Raw genomic sequence first — 19,751 nt, forward strand, 5'->3', positions numbered from 1 at the left:
GCGTTTGGCTGGCCGGGTCTCATCTGGAGATCATGATGACGCGTGACCTTGAAAAGCTGGTAGCGCAGACGATCCTGCAAGGGTTTGATGCACAATATGGACGTTTTCTCGAAGTGACGGCAGGGGCGCAGCAGCGCTTCGAGCAGGCTGACTGGCCCGCCGTACAGCAGGCAATGAAACAGCGTATTCACCTATACGATCATCATGTTGGTCTGGTGGTTGAACAGTTGCGCTGTATTACTGGAATCCGCTGCGATGATGCGGATTTTTTGGCACGCGTGAAGCATATCTATACCCGCTTACTACCGGATTATCCGCGTTTTGAGATTGCTGAGAGTTTCTTTAATTCCGTCTACTGTCGGCTGTTTAACCATCGGGAACTGACGCCTGACAAACTGTTTGTTTTCAGTTCTCAGCCTGAACAGCGCTTTCGTGAAATACCCCGGCCTATCGCCAAGACGTTTGTGCCCACTGACGGCTGGCAGAACATGCTGGAAAAGCTGCTGGGTGACGTGCCGCTGCGTTTACCGTGGGAAGATTTGCCGCGTGATATTGCCTATATCGTTGCGTATTTACAGCGCACTTTCCCGGCGGAGCAGCTTGCTCAGTCTACGTTACAGGTAGCGAATGAGCTGTTCTATCGCAACAAAGCGGCCTGGCTGGTGGGGAAACTGTCGCTGTCTGAGGGTGTTTTTCCGTTCCTGCTGCCGATTCACCACAACGAATGCGGAGCGCTATTTATTGATACCTGCCTGACGGCTCAGGCAGACGCCAGCATTGCGTTTGGTTTCGCCCGTTCTTATTTCATGGTGTATGCCCCGCTGCCATCTGCGTTGGTGGCCTGGCTGCGTGACATTTTGCCGGGGAAGACGACGGCGGAGCTTTATCTGGCCATTGGTTGCCAGAAGCACAGCAAAACCGAGTATTACCGCGAATACCTGCATTATATTGCCGAGTCAGAAGAGCGGTTCATTATCGCTCCCGGCGTGAAAGGCATGGTGATGCTGGTGTTTACGCTGCCTTCGTTCGATCGGGTATTTAAGGTCATCAAAGATCGTTTTGCGCCACAGAAAGAGGTGAGCGCGGAGCGGGTCATGGCGTGCTATCAACTGGTAAAAGAGCACGATCGCGTCGGGCGTATGGCGGATACGCAGGAATATGAAAACTTTGTCATCGATAAGCATCGTATTAGCCCGGAACTGCTGGATGAACTTTGGCGTGAGGTACCGGGTAAGCTGGAAGATCTGGGCGATCGGCTGGTGATCCGACATTTGTATATGGAACGCCGGATGACGCCGCTGAACCTTTATTTGGAACAGGCAAACGCACAGCAGTTGCACGATGTGATTGAAGAATACGGTAATGCTATCAAACAGTTAGCTGCGGCAAATATTTTCCCCGGCGACATGCTATTCAAGAATTTCGGTGTTACGCGTCATGGGCGAGTCGTCTTTTATGACTACGATGAAATTTGCTACATGACTGAGGTGAATTTCCGCAAAATACCGCCGCCGCGTCACCCAGAGGACGAACTGGCCGCAGAGCCGTGGTACAGCGTTGCGCCGAATGATGTCTTTCCCGAAGAGTTTCCGCATTTCCTGTGTAGCGACCGCCATATTCGGGCGCTATTTGAGGAAACACACGGCGATCTGTTTTGTGCGGATTACTGGCAGGCATTGCAGCAGCGTATCAGGGACGGGCACATTGAAGATGTTTACGCCTATCGGCGGAGGAAACGTTTTAGCCAACGGAGTGGGCATCAGCCGTCAGAGTATCCGACGGCTGATGTCGTATTGATTAGGTGAAGAAGTAACGCACGATATGGAAAAACACGGGAGCAGCAAAACAGAGGGAATCAATGCGGTCCATCATCCCGCCGTGTCCTTCCAGCATGGTGCCGAAATCTTTTACGCCGCGATCGCGTTTAATGCCAGACATGCAAAGCCCACCGGCAAAGCCAAGGAGTGCAATCACGAAGGCGATGAGAAAAGCCTGCCAGGGGGAAAAGGGTGTGATCCACCACAACCCCATTCCCACCAGACTGGCGGTCAAAATACCGCCGATAAACCCTTCCACTGTTTTATTCGGGCTGAGTTTAGGGACGATGGGGCGTTTTCCCCAGAGTTTACCGAAAACGTATTGCAGTACGTCTGATAGCTGCACCACGATCATGAGAAACAGCAGCAACTTGATATTTTGGTACTCATAACCCGTGATATCCAACATCAGCAGTGCTGGAGCGTGGCTGACACAATAGACGGCGATCATCAGGCTCCATTGAATCTTGGCCGCACGCTCAAGAAAATGCACCGTATCCCCCGCTAATGCCAGACGTGCGGGGACGAAGAGAAATGCGTATACCGGTATCAGAATAATAAAAACACCGTACCACTGTATACCAACCAGCAGGTATTGAAGCGGCAGGATAATGAAGAAGCACCAGAACAGCGCCTCATGATCGCCCCGTCGGGTTGGCATCAATGTGATGCATTCCCGCAGTGCGTAAAATGACATCAGGGCAAATAGGATCGTCGAACCGATAGGGCCAATCATCATGGCTAATACAGAAATAATACACATGAGCCACCAGGCTCGAATGCGGGCATTGAGGTTCATTATGGTGGCGTTTTGCTGACGTTTGGCCAATAGGTAACCGACCAGACTGGCAAAAGTCAGTAATCCGAACAGGCCGCTCAGCAACCATTGCATTTCGTTATCCCAGGCCATCACGCTGATAACTCCTCAAGTGCTTGCTTAGCGCGTTCAAGAAAATCTTGTTTTGACTCCATCTCGGCAACACCCTGTATCGGTTCACCAAATGTGGCATGGCAGATGATAGGAACGACCAGACGCGATCCCTTTGGCATGACGCGGTTAAGATTCTCTAGCCAGACAGGGATCAGTTCTATGTCTGGATACTGTTTTGATAAGTGGTAAAGCCCGCTTTTAAAGCGATTTAATTGGTCGCCATTTCCCCGAGTCCCTTCGGGAAATAGAATCAGTGACTGGTTCTCGCTTAACGTTGTTTTTAGCGGTTGTAGCGGATCTTGTGACAACCGTACTGTATGCCCTTCTTCCGTTTTTTTATTGCGTCGTTCGACCAGAACTGCCTGAAAAATACGCAGAGCCAGATAGCGGCGTAACGGTTTTTTCAGCCAGTAATCGGCAGCCGCGACGGGATGGACGATGGCTCGAAGTTGGGGGGGCAGGCTGGCCCAAATCACCAGCCCATCAAGGTGGCTACTATGGTTGGCATAATAAATTTTGGCACGAACCAGATCGGGCTCACTTCGCCAATGTGCGCGAACGCCAGTGAGGAGCCGACAAACCGTGACCAGAAGTGAACTGACGATTTTTTTGTCCAGCCCAGAGAAAACGTTAACCATAAGATTATCCCTGAATACGCAGTGCACTCATAATCTGTCGAGTGCGATTAATACAGGTGACGGTCGAACCGAGCAGAATCACCGCGAGAGCGGCGATAAAAAGCCACTGTCCATAAGCTGGTACGATCAGGGCGAGTAAGGAAACCAGGGTGAGAATCGCCATACGATGCTGTTTTGCCATTGGTCCGCTGAACCGTTGTGGCAAACCACAGCTTCCACCTAACAAACGGATGTAGGCTGTCAGTACCGCCATCACGGTCGCAGCCCAGGCAAGCGTGGGCGCAAAAGGCCACACGGTAATGCCGTAACCCACCCCCATGATGATCAGAGAATCTGAAATCCGATCGGGCAGATCGTTATAAATAGCACCGACCGGACTGCGCAGTTTACCTTCAACTGCCACCATGCCATCAAGCAGGTTGCACAGCAGACGGCCCTGAATGCCGATAGCTCCAACGAGCAGAAGTAGTCGAGTCGTGGTGTCGTGTTCGGTACGGAAAGCGAAAATAAAGCTGATACTGGCGATGAAAGCAAAGAGAATACTGAAAAGGGAGATGGCGTTAGGGGTAAAGCCCCGCAATTGCAGTGCGCGGGCGAAATAGCTGGCCCAACGTGTCTGTCGAGCCTTGATGGGACGGCGATCCTTGATATCTTGTTCCATGATGTACATTATCCATTGGTGAAACGTATAACCATACTGTAAGTGGATGTAAGAATAAGGGTATTGCAGAGAGCTGCACACTCTTTTATATCCCGTATCACGGTATGCCACTATATTCTTGCATAATCTGCTTCGCGGCTTTGATCACCAGTGCGCCGAGTTCGGTGATGCGGTCGTCCGTGATACGCGAGACAGGGCCAGAAATGGAAATAGCGGCGAACGCTTCATGATGTTCGTCCAGAATACAGGCCGCGATGCAGCGTAGCCCCAGAGCGTGTTCTTCATCATCGAACGAGTAGCCCTGTTTGCGAATCAGTGACAGATTTTCCTTCAGGGCTTGCGGCGAGCTAAACGTGTGAGGCGTATAGCCGTGCAGCCCCTTCTTGTGCAGCAGTTGAGTGACTTGCGCATCAGGTAAATGCGCCAGAAACGCTTTCCCGGCACCGGAAGCATGCATCGGTAATTTACCGCCGATGGGGGCAGACATACGCATCAGCGCCGTACATTGCACCTGATCGATGATGATCGCCTGACTATCGGTCTGATCGAGCACGGCCAAATTGACCGTCTCGCCTGAGTCTTCCATTAATTTGCGTAGTATTGGGTGCACGATGGCCAATAGGTTACGACTTTGCAGAAAGCTGCTGCCGACGATAAACGCGTGTGAGGCGATCGTCCAGAGCCCCAGATCGCCAACTTGACGCACAAAGCCCTGCTGTTGCATGGTGGTGAGCAGGCGGTGGGTCGTAGAATTCGGTAAACCGGCCTGTTGCGCGAGATCGGTTAGCGCCACGCTGCCGTTTGCTTTGGCGATATATTCAAGCAGCGTTAGGCCACGGGTCAGCGATTGAACCTGTCCGGTTGGTTGTGCCGCGGTGCTCGTGCTCGCTCTGGTTTTTTTCCCACGTTTGGCTGGCTCTGGTGGCGTCATAGTGTCGATTCCTTTTTAGAGTAATGGAATTGATTTTCGTTTTTTTACCACAGAATGCAACACTTCTTTCTCTGCGCTTTTTATCGGCAAATGACCTGAAAAAGTCTCATGCTGCATGGCGTTAGTGTGTTCATTACTTATGCTAGGATAGGCACAATATATATCGTATTTATTGGCTGGGAATGGGGTTCGCGTGAGTAATCGGATAGACGAATTGCGGCGTCAGTTGGCGCAACGCATTATGGTGTTGGATGGTGGTATGGGCACCATGATCCAGAGTTATCGCCTACAGGAAGCAGATTATCGCGGCGAGCGCTTTGCTGACTGGCCGAGCGATGTGAAGGGAAATAACGATCTGCTGGTGCTGACCAAGCCGCAGGTGATTAGTGAAATCCATGACGCCTATCTGGAAGCCGGTGCCGACATTCTCGAAACCAACACCTTCAACGCCACCACCATTGCGATGGCGGATTATGATATGCAAGCGCTGTCGGCGGAAATTAACACCGTCGCCGCACAGCTGGCGCGTGCCAGCGCGGATAAATGGACGGCGTTAACGCCGGATAAGCCGCGCTATGTTGCCGGTGTGCTTGGCCCGACCAACCGCACTGCGTCGATCTCCCCCGATGTTAACGATCCGGCGTTTCGTAACGTCAGTTTTGATCAATTGGTAGAGGCGTATCGCGAATCGACCCGCGCACTGATCGCAGGCGGTGTCGATCTGATCATGATCGAAACCATTTTCGATACCTTGAATGCTAAAGCGGCGAGTTTCGCCGTCGAAAGTGAATTTGAGGCCTTAGGGATCGTCCTACCTGTGATGATTTCCGGCACGATCACGGATGCGTCAGGACGGACGCTGTCCGGCCAAACGACAGAAGCTTTTTATAATTCCCTGCGCCATTCCCGCCCGCTTTCCTTTGGTTTGAACTGTGCATTGGGACCGGATGAGCTGCGCCAGTACGTCGCCGAGTTATCCCGTATTTCAGAATGCTATGTGAGTGCGCACCCGAACGCGGGTCTACCTAACGCCTTCGGAGAGTACGATCTGGGTCCGGCCGATATGGCGAAACACATCGGCGAATGGGCGCGGTCCGGTTTCCTGAATATCGTCGGCGGCTGCTGTGGATCGACGCCCGCACACATTGCCGCGATGGCAAAAGTGGTGGAGGGGGTGGCGCCGCGCACGCTGCCGGAGATTCCGGTCGCCTGTCGTTTATCCGGCCTGGAACCGCTGACTATTGATGCCAATACCCTGTTTGTTAACGTGGGAGAACGGACGAACGTCACCGGCTCTGCGCGGTTTAAACGTCTGATTAAAGAAGAAAAATACAACGAAGCGCTGGATGTTGCCCGCCAGCAGGTAGAAAGCGGTGCGCAGATCATCGATATCAACATGGATGAAGGCATGCTTGATGCGGAAGCGGCGATGACACGCTTCCTGAATCTCATTGCCGGTGAACCTGATATCGCCCGTGTGCCGATTATGATCGACTCCTCAAAGTGGGAGGTGGTTGAGAAAGGGCTTAAATGCATTCAGGGCAAAGGCATTGTTAACTCGATCTCCATGAAGGAAGGCGTTGAGACCTTTATTCATCACGCTAAGCTGGTGCGACGCTATGGTGCAGCCGTAGTGGTGATGGCCTTTGATGAAGTCGGTCAGGCAGATACCCGCGCGCGTAAAATTGAAATTTGTCGCCGCGCGTACCGCATCCTGACGGAAGAAGTCGGCTTCCCGCCGGAAGACATTATTTTCGACCCGAACATTTTCGCCGTGGCAACGGGGATCGATGAGCACAACAACTACGCAGTAGATTTCATCGAAGCCTGTGCCGATATCAAGGCGCAATTGCCACATGCGATGATCTCTGGCGGCGTCTCCAATGTGTCCTTCTCATTCCGTGGTAACGATCTGGTGCGTGAAGCGATCCACGCCGTCTTCCTGTATTACGCGATCCGCAATGGGATGGACATGGGGATCGTGAACGCCAGCCAGTTGGCGATCTATGACGATCTGCCTGTTGAACTGCGTGATGCGGTAGAAGACGTGATCCTTAACCGTCGCGACGATGCCACTGAGCGGATGCTCGATCTGGCGGAAAAATATCGCGGCAGCAAAACGGAAGATGAAGGCAGTAAAACGCAGGCGGAATGGCGCGGCTGGGATGTGAATAAACGTCTGGAGTATTCGCTGGTTAAAGGGATTACCGAGTTTATTGAGCTGGATACCGAAGAAGCGCGTCAGCAGGCAACGCGGCCGATTGAAGTGATCGAAGGCCCGCTGATGGACGGAATGAACGTGGTCGGCGATCTGTTCGGTGCGGGGAAAATGTTTTTGCCACAGGTAGTGAAATCCGCCCGTGTGATGAAGCAGGCGGTGGCCTATCTCGAACCCTATATTGAAGCCAGTAAAGATAAAGGTTCGTCTGCTGGGAAAATCCTGCTGGCGACGGTAAAAGGTGACGTCCACGATATCGGCAAGAATATCGTCGGTGTGGTACTGCAATGTAACAACTACGAAATTATCGATCTTGGCGTAATGGTGCCGACGGATAAAATCCTGAAGACCGCGCGTGAAGAGAATGTCGATATCATCGGGCTGTCTGGGCTGATTACGCCGTCGCTGGATGAAATGGTCAACGTGGCGAAAGAGATGGAGCGTCAGGGCTTCACGCTGCCGCTGCTGATTGGCGGCGCGACGACCTCTAAAGCGCATACCGCTGTGAAAATTGAGCAGAACTACAGTGGCCCGACCGTCTACGTGCAGAATGCCTCGCGCTCTGTTGGTGTGGTGTCGGCCCTGCTGTCCAGTACGCAGTATGACGACTTTGTTGCGCGCACTCGTAAAGAGTATGAAACCGTGCGTATTCAGCACGCGCGTAAAAAACCGCGCACGCCACCGGTGACGTTGGACGTCGCTCGTGCTAACGCCTCGGATCTGGATTGGGAAAACTACACGCCGCCAGTGGCGCATCGTCTGGGTGTCCAGGAAGTGACGGCCAGCATCGAAACGCTGCGTAACTACATCGACTGGACGCCGTTCTTCATGACCTGGTCGCTGGCGGGGAAATATCCTCGTATTCTGGAAGATGAGGTGGTGGGCGAGGAAGCGAAGCGCCTGTTTGCCGATGCTAACGCGATGCTGGACGATTTGTCCGCGCGCGGCGCGCTGAATCCTCGTGGCGTGGTGGGTCTCTTCCCAGCAAATCGCGTGGGTGATGACGTGGTGATTTATACCGATGAACGGCGTGAAACGGTGCTGTCAGTTAGCCATCACCTGCGTCAACAGACAGAGAAAACCGACTTCCCGAATTACTGCCTCTCTGATTTTGTGGCACCGAAATCCAGTGGTAAGCCGGATTATCTGGGTGCCTTTGCGGTGACCGGCGGGCTGGAAGAAGATACGTTGGCCGATCTGTGGGAAGCTCAGCACGACGATTACAACAAGATCATGGTGAAAGCGATCTCTGACCGTCTGGCGGAAGCCTTTGCGGAATACCTGCATGAGCGTGTGCGTAAGGTGTACTGGGGTTATACGCCGAATGAGAACCTCAATAGTGATCTGCTGATTCGTGAGAATTATCAGGGTATTCGTCCCGCGCCTGGCTATCCGGCTTGTCCTGACCACACGGAGAAAGTGCAAATCTGGCAGTTGCTGGATGTGGAAAAGCATACCGGTATGAAGCTCACTGAATCCTATGCCATGTGGCCGGGTGCCTCGGTATCCGGCTGGTACTTCAGCCATCCCGACAGCAAATACTTTGCCGTCGCGCAAATCCAGCACGATCAGGTGGAAGATTACGCGGTACGTAAAGGGATGGATGTGAGCGAGGTAGAGCGCTGGCTGGCGCCAAACTTGGGTTATGATGCGGATTAAGTTTCGACGTAAGTCGAGTATGACAATATCAGCCTCGGAGATTTAGCCATTTCAACTATGCCTGTGAGGGGGCGTTTCGTGCGTGATAAGCCACATGATTTCTCTGTGGCACTAGCACCACGCCCGCTCAGGGCGCTCAGTCGCCGCTGCCCTGAGAACCCAGGCTTTTTGGCGGAAATTATGCCGCTTTGCGGTTCCTTCGGCATTCGAGAACGCTAATCGTGCCGCTAGTGACGCGCTCCCAGCGCGGCACTAGCTCTCGCAGCGTCCATGCTGCTCACACGGCGTCCTCGCTCGCCTCAGCATAATTTTTAACGCCACTTGAAAATCAAAACCGGTTAGCACGCAGATGTTTTCTGCTTCTTAGCCTATCGTCATGCAAGATTGATTGTGATGAGAATAGTTATCAGTCTTATTGATGCGATTTCATGGTAATGGTAAGGTGTGCATCAATTAAGCAGAAAGCGCTGTTCTGTTTTCATTCCACGCATTTCCACTAATCGCAGGCCTGATTCTGGGCGTTACACAGGATGAGGGTATCTTCCCGCTTATGCTAAAACGACTCTTTTCCATTGAGGATTTCTTGGATATCGGCGAACGCTACGGGATTGATTACCACTTCCCGCTGCTGTCGTCTTGCCGCGATCGTATGAAAGAAAAGCGTATTGTGGTGCAGGGCGATGTCGAAGAGATGACGCTGTCCTCCGGTATTTGCCTAACGAACTCTAACGTGCGCGTGTTGCAGCCCTACGAATCGACGTCTTTGCACTGCTGCCCGTTTTATACGCTGGTGGTGCTGGAAGGGTGCGTCGCATTGCGCCTGAATGGTAAGGAGTTTGTTGTGCGCTCTGGCATGGCATTCAGTACCCAACTGGGCGATCAGTTAGTCATGAACGCGAGCCATCTTGCCGATCACCATCTTCGTACCGTGTCTTTAGGGATTTTTCCCGCGACATCCGTTTTGGAACCGCTGTTGGGCTTGTTGTTGAACGAATGGAAGCAGAGCGGCAATCCGACATTTTTATGGCAGGTTCCCGGCTATTTGTTGTCTGGTTTGCAACATGCGCTGGAAAATACCCTGCCGGGGTTATCGCGTCAGCTCATGCTGGAAGGCGTGATGCTACAACTGTTGGGACATGGCCTGTCATTCGGGCAACGTGGGGGAGAACGACGCCTATTGCCCCCGCCCGACGAACAGGAGCGGTTGGAGAATGTTCGGCGGCTTCTGGCGCAGCAGCCTGAAAAAGAGTACTCCCTCAATGAACTGGCGCAACTGGCCGCGATGAGCAGCAGCAGTCTGCGCACCAAGTTTCGCCAGACATATGGTCATTCGGTTTTTGACTACCTGCGTGATTGCCGGTTGGAGCTATCCCGTCGCTATCTGGCGCAGGGATACAGCGTTCAGCAGGCTGCCTGGATGTCGGGCTACCAGCACGCGACTAACTTCGCCACGGCTTTCCGGCGACGTTACGGTATCGCGCCGAGCGATGCGCGCATGGTCAGCTAACGGTTCCTTCCTTATCAACCCATTGACCCTTTACGCCTGACTTTTCCACCGTACCGCTTGTCTGGCATTTTCTCGCAGAGTTCCCATTTTGTCATTGCGCATACGTAACCTGTCACTGCGCATAGCTATCGGCAGACCGAAAACAGTAATAATTCTTATTTACAATAATAAGGTCTGTGGAGATTCCCATGTTCAGAAAAACGCGGCTGGCGCTGGTGGTTGGCTGTATTACTAGTGGATTTACGGTATCGGCACTCGCGCAGGATACGCCATCCTCTGGCGATACGTTAGTCGTCACGTCTCAAATGCAACGCGGTGCCACCAAGCTGGAAACGCCCGATATTGAGACTCCTCAGGCTGTTTCTATCATTACGCGCGATCAGATTCAGGAACAAGGCGCGACTAGCGTTCGACAGGCGGTCGGTTATACGCCGGGCGTATTTAACAACCAGATTGGTGCTTCCAACCGTTTTGACTACATGGTGTTACGCGGCTTTTCCGACGGCAGTCTTGATAATGTCTACCTCGATGGACTGAAGATGATGGGAGATACCAACTCTCATAGCTCGTTGGTTATCGATCCCTGGTTCCTCGACAGCATTGAAGTGGTCAGAGGCCCGGCGTCGGTACTCTACGGGCGCTCTTCTCCAGGCGGGATTGTGGCGCTGAATTCGCGCCAGCCGTCGTTCGATCGCAGCGGGCAGATCAAACTGTTTGCCGGTAATAATGCGCAGCGTGGTGCGGCGTTTGACGTGACCGGCCCGCTGGATGATGACGAACGTTTTGCCTTCCGTTTGGGTGGGATGGTGCGCGAAGCCGATACGCAGTTCAAAAAGACTAAAGAGGAGCGCTATGCGATCGCACCTAGCCTGCTGTGGCGAATTTCCGACAAGACGCGTTTGGAGTTTATGGCTTACCTGCAACGCGATCCTGAGGGCGGCAGCCACTCGGGGTTACCGTATGACGGCACCGTAGTCGCGCATAACGGGCAGAAAATCTCGAACACCTTCTATGAAGGGGAAGAGAATTATGAGAAATACGACCGTAAGCAAAACATGGTGGGGTATAACTTTGAGCACGGTTTCGATAGCGGCTGGGCGGTGCGTCAAAAGCTGCGTTACCTGCATACCAAGGTGCATTTGGATCAGGTGTACGCCTATGGTTGGGAGCCGTTGGGTGACAATACGCTGACGCGCTACTACTCGGGTTCCCGCGAGTCGCTGTCTGCGTTGACGTTAGATAACCAACTTGATGGCAGTGTGGATACAGGTGCGGTCAACCACCGTCTGCTGGTAGGGCTCGATTATCAGCAGCGCAATAATAATATGGACTGGCCTTCGGGTTCTTTCCCGGCAATCAATGCGTTTAACCCCGTTTATGGTTCTGGGCCAACAGATATGTCCGGCACGCTGGAAAAACACAAACTTCAGCAAACGGGCATTTATGTGCAGGATCAAATGAGCTGGGAACGTTGGCGCTTAACGCTGGGTGGTCGTCATGACCAGGTAAAAGTAACCCACGTTAATCATACCAATGGCACACATAGTGAACTTGATAAAAACAACTTTAGCTCGCGTGCCGCTTTACTCTATCTGTTTGATAATGGCTTGGCACCGTATGTCAGCTATTCCACGGCCTTTACGCCAACCAGCTTCGCCGATGATAACGGCAACGTGCTGGAACCGATGAAAGGCAAGCAGTGGGAAGCTGGGATGAAATATCAGCCGGAAGGCTCTCAGGATCAGTACAGCCTGTCGGTGTTTCGCATTAATCAGAAGAATGTGGCGACAAAAGTTCAGCCTAATGACCCTTATCGTTCCGTTGGCGAGATCGAATCGGAAGGGGTGGAACTGGAAGCGGTGAGCCATATTACTGATAATCTGCGTTTGCAAGCGGCTTATACCTATACGGATATTCGCTATAAGAAAAGCAGTGTGACTGAGCAAGGAAAACGAGCGGTGTATGCACCGCGCAATCAGGCCAGCGCCTGGGCCAGTTATGATGTGAAACGCGGCCCGCTGGACGGTCTGACCATCGGTTCCGGCGTGCGTTACGTGAACGGTGTGACCTCCGATCGCGCCAATACTCACACGCTGCCTTCTTATACGCTGGTGGATATGGCGGTAGGATACGATCTCTCGAAGGTTGGTCTGAAAGGACTGAGTGCACAGCTTAACGTCAACAACCTGACCGATAAACGCTACGTAGCAGCCTGTAACTCACTGGAGTTCTGTTACTTCGGTGCAGAGCGCAGCGTGGTCGGCAGCGTTTCTTATTCGTTCTGATCGCGCGTGTTGCGGCAATGAAATGAAAAAGCCGGGACAACCCAGCTTTTTCACATCATGTATTCGTTAACGATCAGTACAGGCCAATCGCTTTCCACCATAACAGGCCCGCGCTCATAAAGATCGCCTGATTCACCAGACTGACGACAAAGCCCGTTCGCCACCAGACAGCCGTCGGTACGTAGCCCGCGCCGAACAGGATCGGGCCGCGTGCGTGGGTATATTGTGTTAGTGAACAGTATAAGCTACTGGTAAACGCTAGCATGAATGCCATCGGCACCGCTGGAATATTCAGGTTGATCCCGACACCGAGGAATACCGCAAAAAGTGCGGCGATCTGTGCATTCCCGCTGGCGAAGAAATAGTGGGTGTAGAAATAGGCCGCATTCAACAACAGCAGCACCAAGATCCAGCTTGTTCCCTGCATTAAATGGCCAATATTGCTGCCGATGAGATCGCCAAACCAGTTGGTGAAGCCGAGATTTTTCAACTGATTTGCCATCATCAGTAGGGCGGCGAACCAAATCAATGTATCCCAGGCACCTTTCTCGCTCTTCACATCTTCCCAGCTTAGTACGCCAGTTAACAGCAGAAAGGACAGTCCGACGAAGGAAGCGGTCGTGGCATCTACGCCTAAGCGGTCGCCAAAAATCCACAGTACCAGCAGCAGGATAACGGTGAATGCCATCAGCCATTCGCCACGGCTCATGCTGCCCATCTTTGCCAGTTCGGCGACGGCTAGTTTTGGCGCATCCGGCGTATGGCGAATTTCTGGCTTGGTCAGCCAGTAGACCAGCAGCGGGACAACCGCCAGAGAGATTAAACAGGGCACGAGTGCAGCCAGAAACCAGCTTCCCCAGGTAATGGTTACGCCTGCGTTGGCCGCCAGTTTCACCGCCAGCAGGTTGCCGGTGTAGGCGGTCATAAACAGCGCTGCCGTTACGTCATTAACGTTACCGATGCAGGTAATCAGGAAGGTGCCAATTTTACTACGCGACGCGTCTTCTGGTTTGGAATCGAAGCTGCGTGACAGCGAATCGGCGATCGGATAAATAATCCCACCGCAGCGGGCGGTGTTGCTCGGCATCGCGGGGGACAGCACCAGATCGGCAAAGGCCAGACCATAAGCCAGCCCCAGGGTACGTTTTCCCAACAGTCGGATCATCTGCAAGGCGATACGCCGACCCAATCCCGTTTTGATAAAGCCGCGTGCGATCATGAAGGCCACGACAATCAGCCAGATCAGCGAGCTGTTCAAATCGCTGAGTGCGGTTTGTATTGCCCCGCTGGCCGTTTTATCCCCTGCGGCGTACGTCAGTGCAAAGAGGGTGATACTGATAATACCGATGGCCCCAATCGGGAGGACGTTAGCGACAATACAAACGATCGTGGCGACAAAAATGACGGCGGAGTGCCAGGCGGCTGGATTTAAGCCTGCTGGGGGTTCCATTTGCCAAAAAAAGGCGGCGATAGCAAGAATGACGATCAGTGGGAGCCAGTTCAGTCCATATGACGTTTTTGTTTTCATCCATTTTCCTTACTCAGGGTCAGTAGGATTGTTTGAGGTTATAACCCATAAGAGTTATAGGAATAAAAATAGCATAGCGTTAACCGGACAAGACGTGAGGCGAAATGGTCGACTTATTGATTTAGATTCTGTTTTTTAAATATTGTCAGTTAATTAATTTTTATCATTAGTTGATTATCGAGCGATTTTTCTTTGGAGTGGTCTGTCTCGCAGTACGGTCAGTTAACATCTGGTAAGATAGTGGTTCATTACGTCATCAACACATCGTATCTATTAACATATCGTATCTATCAACATATTGATTAACTGGAGGCGCGGACTTTTTGTTAACACTGCTGAATCTCCTCTCTGCAATTGCGTTACTGGTTTGGGGCACTCACATTGTCCGCACCGGTATCATGCGGGTTTATGGCACTCAGTTACGGCGGGTTCTCAGCGATAGCGTTGAGAAAAAACCGTTGGCTTTTATGGCTGGCATTGGCGTAACCGCGCTAGTGCAAAGCAGTAATGCGACAGCGTTGCTAACGACCTCTTTTGTCTCGCAGGGGCTGGTGGCCTTAGCGCCTGCGTTGGTGATTATTCTCGGGGCGGATGTCGGTACGGCACTGATGGTGCGAATTCTGACGTTCGATCTGTCCTGGCTTTCTCCGCTGCTGATTTTTCTTGGCGTGGTGTTTTTCCTCAGCCGTAAACAGACGCGAGTGGGTCAGATTGGCCGTGTAGCGATTGGGCTGGGGCTGATTCTGCTGGCGCTGGAAATGATCGTCTTGGCCGCAGCGCCGATCACGCAGGCATCGGGCGTGAAGGTGCTGTTTTCATCATTGACGGGCGACGTCATGCTGGATGCGTTGGCGGGCGCGCTGTTCGCAGTGATTACCTATTCCAGCCTGGCGGCGGTGTTGTTGACGGCGACGTTAACGGCAAGTGGTGTGATCTCGCTGGAAGTGGCGATGTGTTTGGTCATCGGTGCCAATCTGGGGAGCGGATTACTGACGATGATGAGCACCTCGACGCAGAATGCGGCGGGGCGACGCGTGGCACTCGGCAGCATGCTGTTCAAGCTGATAGGTTGTTTGGTTGTGCTGCCGCTGGTCGAGCCGCTTTCTCGCTGGCTGACGCGCATTCCGTTAAGTGCTGAAGAGCTGGTGATCTATTTCCACCTGTTCTACAACCTGATTCGCTGTCTGCTGCTGATCCCGCTTACTGGCGTGGTGGCACGCCTGTCCTGTGCGATGATTGCTGATTCGCCTCAGGTCGATCTCCAAATGAAGCCTCGTCATCTGGACACCAGCTCGCTGGACACGCCAGCGCTGGCGCTGACCAATGCTGCACGAGAAACGCTGCGTATTGGTGATGTGCTGGAGCAAATGCTGCGTCTATACCGTGAAGTCTTACAGGGCGACCATATGCAGCGGCGGGAGATTCGTCGGCTTGATGATGATGTTGATATACTGTACACCGCGATTAAGCTTTATCTGGCGCAGATTCAAAAAGATGGGTTGGATGAGCGGGATTCTCAGCGCTGGGCAGAAGTCATCGAAGTGGCGCTGAATCTGGAACAGGCGGGCGATATTATCGAACGCATGGCTGATGACATTGGCAATCATTCATCCGGTGTACGCATGGCGTTTTCCTCACAGGGGCTGGAAGAGTTGAACCACCTGCATGACCAACTGCTGGCGAACCTGCGTTTGGGGCTGTCGGTTTTCCTATCGGAAGATGTCACTAGCGCTAAACGCCTGCGCCGCGCCAAGCATCGTTTCCGCATTATGAACCGCCGCTATGCGCATGCGCATGTCGATCGTTTGCATCAGCACAACGTACAGAGTCTGGAAACCAGTTCGCTCCATTTGAGCCTGCTTGGAGACATGAACCGACTGAATTCACTGTTCTGTGCGGTGGCGTATAACGTCTTGATTGTGCAGCAGGATGGGGATGAAGAGCGCGAAGAATCACCGCTGACGTTGTGACAGAATCTTGTGGGGGTGTTTCCCCCACAAGATAGAAGTAGCTTACTCGAACAGGCTGCGGTGCAGCGTCTGTACCACTCGCTCAGCGTCGTCGCCGGGGACTAGGAAGCACAAGTTGTTGCTGCTGGCACCGTAGCAAATCAGGCGAATACGGAACGGTTCCAGCACGCCAAATACTTCTTTCCCCACGCCACAGGCCTGAGACAGCTTATTGCCGATCAGCGCGACCAGCGATAGATTCTCTTCAACCTCGACCCGACACAGCGATGATAGCTCGGTCAGCAAGGCGCTGGACAGCAGGCTGCCGCCCGTTGAGGTGGAGCCGGTGGTATCAAGCGTTAAGGCCACGTTGACTTCTGACGTCGTGATCAGGTCAACAGAGATGTTGTGACGCGCCAAAATACTGAACACCTCTGCCAGAAAGCCGCGAGTGTGCAGCATGTTGAGGCTATGCAGTGTGAGCAACGTTTGCTTACGACGCAGCGCAAGTGCGCGGAACAGCGGCGGATTTTCGGTTTTATTGCACACCAGCGTTCCGCCTGCTGCTGGATCTTTGCTGGAACCAACGAACACCGGAATATCGCTACGCACCGCAGGCAGCAGCGTGGCTGGGTGCAGGACTTTCGCGCCAAATGTCGCCATTTCAGCGGCTTCTTCAAACATGATTTGGTCGATGCGTTTTGCGGTCGGCACCACGCGTGGATCGGTGGTGTAGATGCCGGGAACATCGGTCCAGATATCAATCTGACTGACGTTGAGTGCTTCGCCCAGCAGCGCCGCCGTATAATCGCTACCGCCGCGACCCAATGTGGTTGTGCGGCCTTTTGCTTCACTGCCGATGAAACCCTGAGTAATCACCAAACCTTGCTCAAGACGCGGCTGCAACAGGCTGCGAGTTAACTCGCCCAGTACGTCGCAATCCGGCTGTGCGCGGCCAAAGTGATCGTCGGTACGCATAATTTTGCGTACATCGAACCACTCTGCTATCACATCGCGCTGGCGCAGGATCTCAACAAACAACAGGGTAGACATCAGTTCGCCATGGCTGACCAGTTCATCGGTCAGTGCGTTGGATGTCGCGAGCGCTGCGGCCTCAGACAGCGTGGTCACGCTGTCCAACATACGATCAATCTCATCGCGAATCACGCTCTGGTTGGTCAGCTTGTCGATGATGGCGTATTGGATCTGGCGGATCTTCGCCAGATGTTCAGCGCGCGTTTCCGGCGTTTGGCCTTCCGCAAGCGCGACCAATAAATTAGTGATACCCGCTGATGCCGATAGCACGACAACGCGCACATTCGGGTTGGATAACACCACATCGGCGCTGCGATTCATGGCGTCAAAGTCCGCCACGCTGGTGCCGCCAAATTTGGCAATAACGGTAGAGTTTGCGGATACTTCAGTTGCAGACATGTCAAAAAACCTCGTGTCAGGGGTAGGCTGTTTTCAGTAAACAGCATTCCATTAATCAGCCTTGGCACAGGGGGAGAGCAGAAGTAGGGGGCAGGCGTAGAAAATCGCTACGATACACCCAGAAGCGCTCCACCTTGCTAAACGTCCATCAGGACGAATCTGGTGACAACCCAGAGGATTCAGCCTCTGTAGTCGATAGGGTGAAAGCCGTATTTCACCGCATCTCGGCGTCGCTCCCCCTCGGATATCATCAGTGGATTACGGTTCCTCCGATACCTTACCTGGGCGACGCGCCTCTTCTGGCTTGCACACCAAGTGCGCAAGTACGGTGCTACAAATAACGGGTTATGCGGTTTCTGTCAATAAACAATCTGTCGGTAAACGACAAGCTGTCAGTAAACGACAGGGCATAAACCGCTTTTAGCAAGAAAAGGGATCTCAATCGGGATTTTAAGGGATACAATCGATTCAGTCACTTTGAACTCATGCTTAGAGAGAAAGTCGCATTATGAAAAATATCAATCCAAGCCAAACTGCCGCCTGGCAGGCATTACAAACCCATTTTGACGCGATGAAAAACGTGCAAATTAGCGATCTGTTTGCACAGGATCGCGATCGTTTCGCGCATTTTTCCGCAACGTTCGACGATCAGATGCTGGTGGATTACTCCAAAAACCGCATCACAGCCGAAACAATGGAAAAACTGCATGCGTTAGCGCGGGAAACTGACCTGTCTGCGGCGATTAACTCCATGTTTTCCGGCGAAAAAATTAACCGTACGGAAGATCGCGCTGTTCTGCACGTTGCCCTACGTAACCGCAGTAATACACCGATTCTGGTGGATGGCAAAGATGTGATGCCGGAAGTTAACGCGGTGCTGGCAAAGATGAAAGATTTCAGCGAACGCGTGATTGGCGGTGAGTGGAAAGGCTATACCGGCAAAACAATTACCGATGTGGTTAACATTGGTATCGGCGGCTCCGATCTGGGACCGTTCATGGTCACGGAAGCGCTGAAGCCTTATAAAAATCACCTCAGCATGCATTTCGTCTCCAACGTTGACGGCACACATATTGCTGAAACGTTGAAGCCACTGAACCCGGAAACCACGCTGTTCCTCGTTGCCTCTAAAACCTTCACCACGCAGGAAACCATGACCAACGCACACAGCGCGCGCGACTGGTTCCTGAAAACGGCACAGGACGGGAAACACGTCGCCAAGCACTTTGCCGCGTTGTCCACCAACGCGAAAGCCGTCGGCGAATTTGGTATCGATACCGACAACATGTTCGAATTCTGGGACTGGGTCGGTGGACGCTATTCCCTGTGGTCGGCGATTGGACTGTCGATCATTCTCTCTCTGGGCTTTGAGAATTTTGAAAAACTGCTCAGCGGCGCGCACGCAATGGATAAGCACTTTGCCTCCACACCTGCGGAGAAGAACCTGCCCGTGCTGCTGGCGCTGATCGGCATTTGGTACAACAATTTCTTCGGTGCAGAAACCGAGGCGATTCTGCCGTATGACCAATATATGCACCGTTTCGCGGCCTATTTCCAACAGGGGAATATGGAATCCAATGGGAAATCAGCCGATCGCAATGGCAACCCAGTGGATTACCAGACTGGGCCGATTATCTGGGGTGAGCCGGGTACAAACGGCCAGCATGCGTTCTACCAGTTAATTCATCAGGGCACCAAACTGGTTCCGTGTGATTTTATTGCACCGGCGGTTAGCCATAATCCATTGAGCGATCACCACAGCAAGCTACTGTCGAATTTCTTTGCACAGACGGAAGCGCTGGCGTTCGGTAAGAGCCGTGACGTAGTGGAAGCGGAATTTGCGGCAGCAGGCAAAAGTGCAGAAGACGTGGAACACGTCGCACCATTCAAGGTCTTTGAGGGCAACCGTCCGACCAACTCGATCCTGCTGCGTGAAATCACCCCGTACAGCCTGGGCGCGCTGATCGCACTGTATGAGCACAAGATCTTTACGCAAGGCGCGATCCTGAACATCTTCACATTCGATCAGTGGGGCGTGGAGCTAGGTAAGCAACTGGCGAACCGTATTCTGCCAGAGCTGGAAAATGACAGTACGATCGACAGCCATGACAGCTCTACCAACGGGCTGATCAACCGCTTCAAGGCGTGGCGTAACTAATCGGGCCTGTGCCCTTTGGTTTTTTAATCGCAAGG

At 52.9% G+C, this 19,751-nt stretch carries 12 protein-coding genes and 1 riboswitch; of the genes, 6 read left to right on the forward strand and 6 right to left on the reverse strand.

Features of this window, described 5'->3' with window-relative positions:
• Positions 1-35: 35 nt before the first annotated feature.
• Positions 36-1,805 (forward strand): bifunctional isocitrate dehydrogenase kinase/phosphatase, encoded by a 1,770-nt coding sequence (gene aceK, locus AACH44_RS02025; RefSeq protein ID WP_261849445.1) that lies wholly within the window; start codon positions 36-38, stop codon positions 1,803-1,805.
• On the opposite strand, the gene AACH44_RS02030 is transcribed toward aceK, so the two are convergent.
• The 4 genes from AACH44_RS02030 to iclR form a co-directional block, all read right to left on the reverse strand.
• Positions 1,798-2,727, reverse strand: a complete 930-nt coding sequence (locus AACH44_RS02030; RefSeq protein ID WP_425606640.1) for a phosphatidate cytidylyltransferase — start codon at positions 2,725-2,727, stop codon at positions 1,798-1,800. The genes aceK and AACH44_RS02030 overlap by 8 nt on opposite strands.
• A complete protein-coding gene (locus tag AACH44_RS02035; protein ID WP_261849435.1) occupies positions 2,727-3,386 on the reverse strand; it encodes a lysophospholipid acyltransferase family protein in 660 nt (219 codons plus the stop codon). The genes AACH44_RS02030 and AACH44_RS02035 overlap by 1 nt, the downstream gene beginning before the upstream one ends.
• Positions 3,387-3,390: 4 nt before the next feature.
• Positions 3,391-4,047 (reverse strand): CDP-alcohol phosphatidyltransferase family protein, encoded by a 657-nt coding sequence (locus AACH44_RS02040; protein WP_261849434.1) that lies wholly within the window; start codon positions 4,045-4,047, stop codon positions 3,391-3,393.
• Positions 4,048-4,144: 97 nt separating this feature from the next.
• Positions 4,145-4,978 carry a glyoxylate bypass operon transcriptional repressor IclR gene (iclR, locus tag AACH44_RS02045; RefSeq protein WP_261849433.1) on the reverse strand — a complete coding sequence of 278 codons (834 nt, stop codon included), beginning with the start codon at positions 4,976-4,978 and terminating at the stop codon, positions 4,145-4,147.
• Positions 4,979-5,219: 241 nt separating this feature from the next.
• Here iclR and metH point away from each other — a divergent pair, with 241 nt between their 5' ends.
• The 3 genes from metH to foxA all read left to right on the forward strand — a co-directional run bounded on the left by metH (position 5,220) and on the right by foxA (position 12,647).
• The gene (gene metH / locus AACH44_RS02050; RefSeq protein WP_338659595.1) at positions 5,220-8,855 is read left to right on the forward strand and encodes a methionine synthase; all 3,636 of its coding nucleotides are present in this window, start codon (positions 5,220-5,222) and stop codon (positions 8,853-8,855) included.
• Between the two features lie 550 nt (positions 8,856-9,405).
• Complete coding sequence (locus AACH44_RS02055) at positions 9,406-10,362, forward strand: helix-turn-helix transcriptional regulator (RefSeq protein WP_261849432.1); 957 nt, start codon at positions 9,406-9,408, stop codon at positions 10,360-10,362.
• Between the two features lie 188 nt (positions 10,363-10,550).
• Positions 10,551-12,647, forward strand: coding sequence for a ferrioxamine B receptor FoxA (gene foxA / locus AACH44_RS02060; protein WP_261849431.1), 2,097 nt, complete (start codon positions 10,551-10,553; stop codon positions 12,645-12,647).
• A 73-nt stretch (positions 12,648-12,720) separates the two neighbouring features.
• On the opposite strand, the gene AACH44_RS02065 is transcribed toward foxA, so the two are convergent.
• Positions 12,721-14,175 carry an anion permease gene (locus AACH44_RS02065; RefSeq protein ID WP_261849430.1) on the reverse strand — a complete coding sequence of 485 codons (1,455 nt, stop codon included), beginning with the start codon at positions 14,173-14,175 and terminating at the stop codon, positions 12,721-12,723.
• Between the two features lie 323 nt (positions 14,176-14,498).
• Between AACH44_RS02065 and AACH44_RS02070 the strand changes: the two genes are divergently transcribed.
• Positions 14,499-16,145 carry a Na/Pi cotransporter family protein gene (locus AACH44_RS02070; RefSeq protein WP_261849429.1) on the forward strand — a complete coding sequence of 549 codons (1,647 nt, stop codon included), beginning with the start codon at positions 14,499-14,501 and terminating at the stop codon, positions 16,143-16,145.
• 42 nt (positions 16,146-16,187) lie between these two features.
• On the opposite strand, the gene lysC is transcribed toward AACH44_RS02070, so the two are convergent.
• A complete protein-coding gene (lysC, locus tag AACH44_RS02075) occupies positions 16,188-17,558 on the reverse strand; it encodes a lysine-sensitive aspartokinase 3 (RefSeq protein ID WP_261849428.1) in 1,371 nt (456 codons plus the stop codon).
• Between the two features lie 114 nt (positions 17,559-17,672).
• Positions 17,673-17,865: riboswitch (Lysine riboswitch) on the reverse strand.
• 201 nt (positions 17,866-18,066) lie between these two features.
• Here lysC and pgi point away from each other — a divergent pair.
• The gene (gene pgi / locus AACH44_RS02080; RefSeq protein WP_261849427.1) at positions 18,067-19,716 is read left to right on the forward strand and encodes a glucose-6-phosphate isomerase; all 1,650 of its coding nucleotides are present in this window, start codon (positions 18,067-18,069) and stop codon (positions 19,714-19,716) included.
• The last annotated feature ends 35 nt before the right edge of the window (positions 19,717-19,751 follow it).

The organism is Pectobacterium araliae (genome assembly GCF_037076465.1).
Classification (GTDB): Bacteria; Pseudomonadota; Gammaproteobacteria; order Enterobacterales; family Enterobacteriaceae; genus Pectobacterium; species Pectobacterium araliae.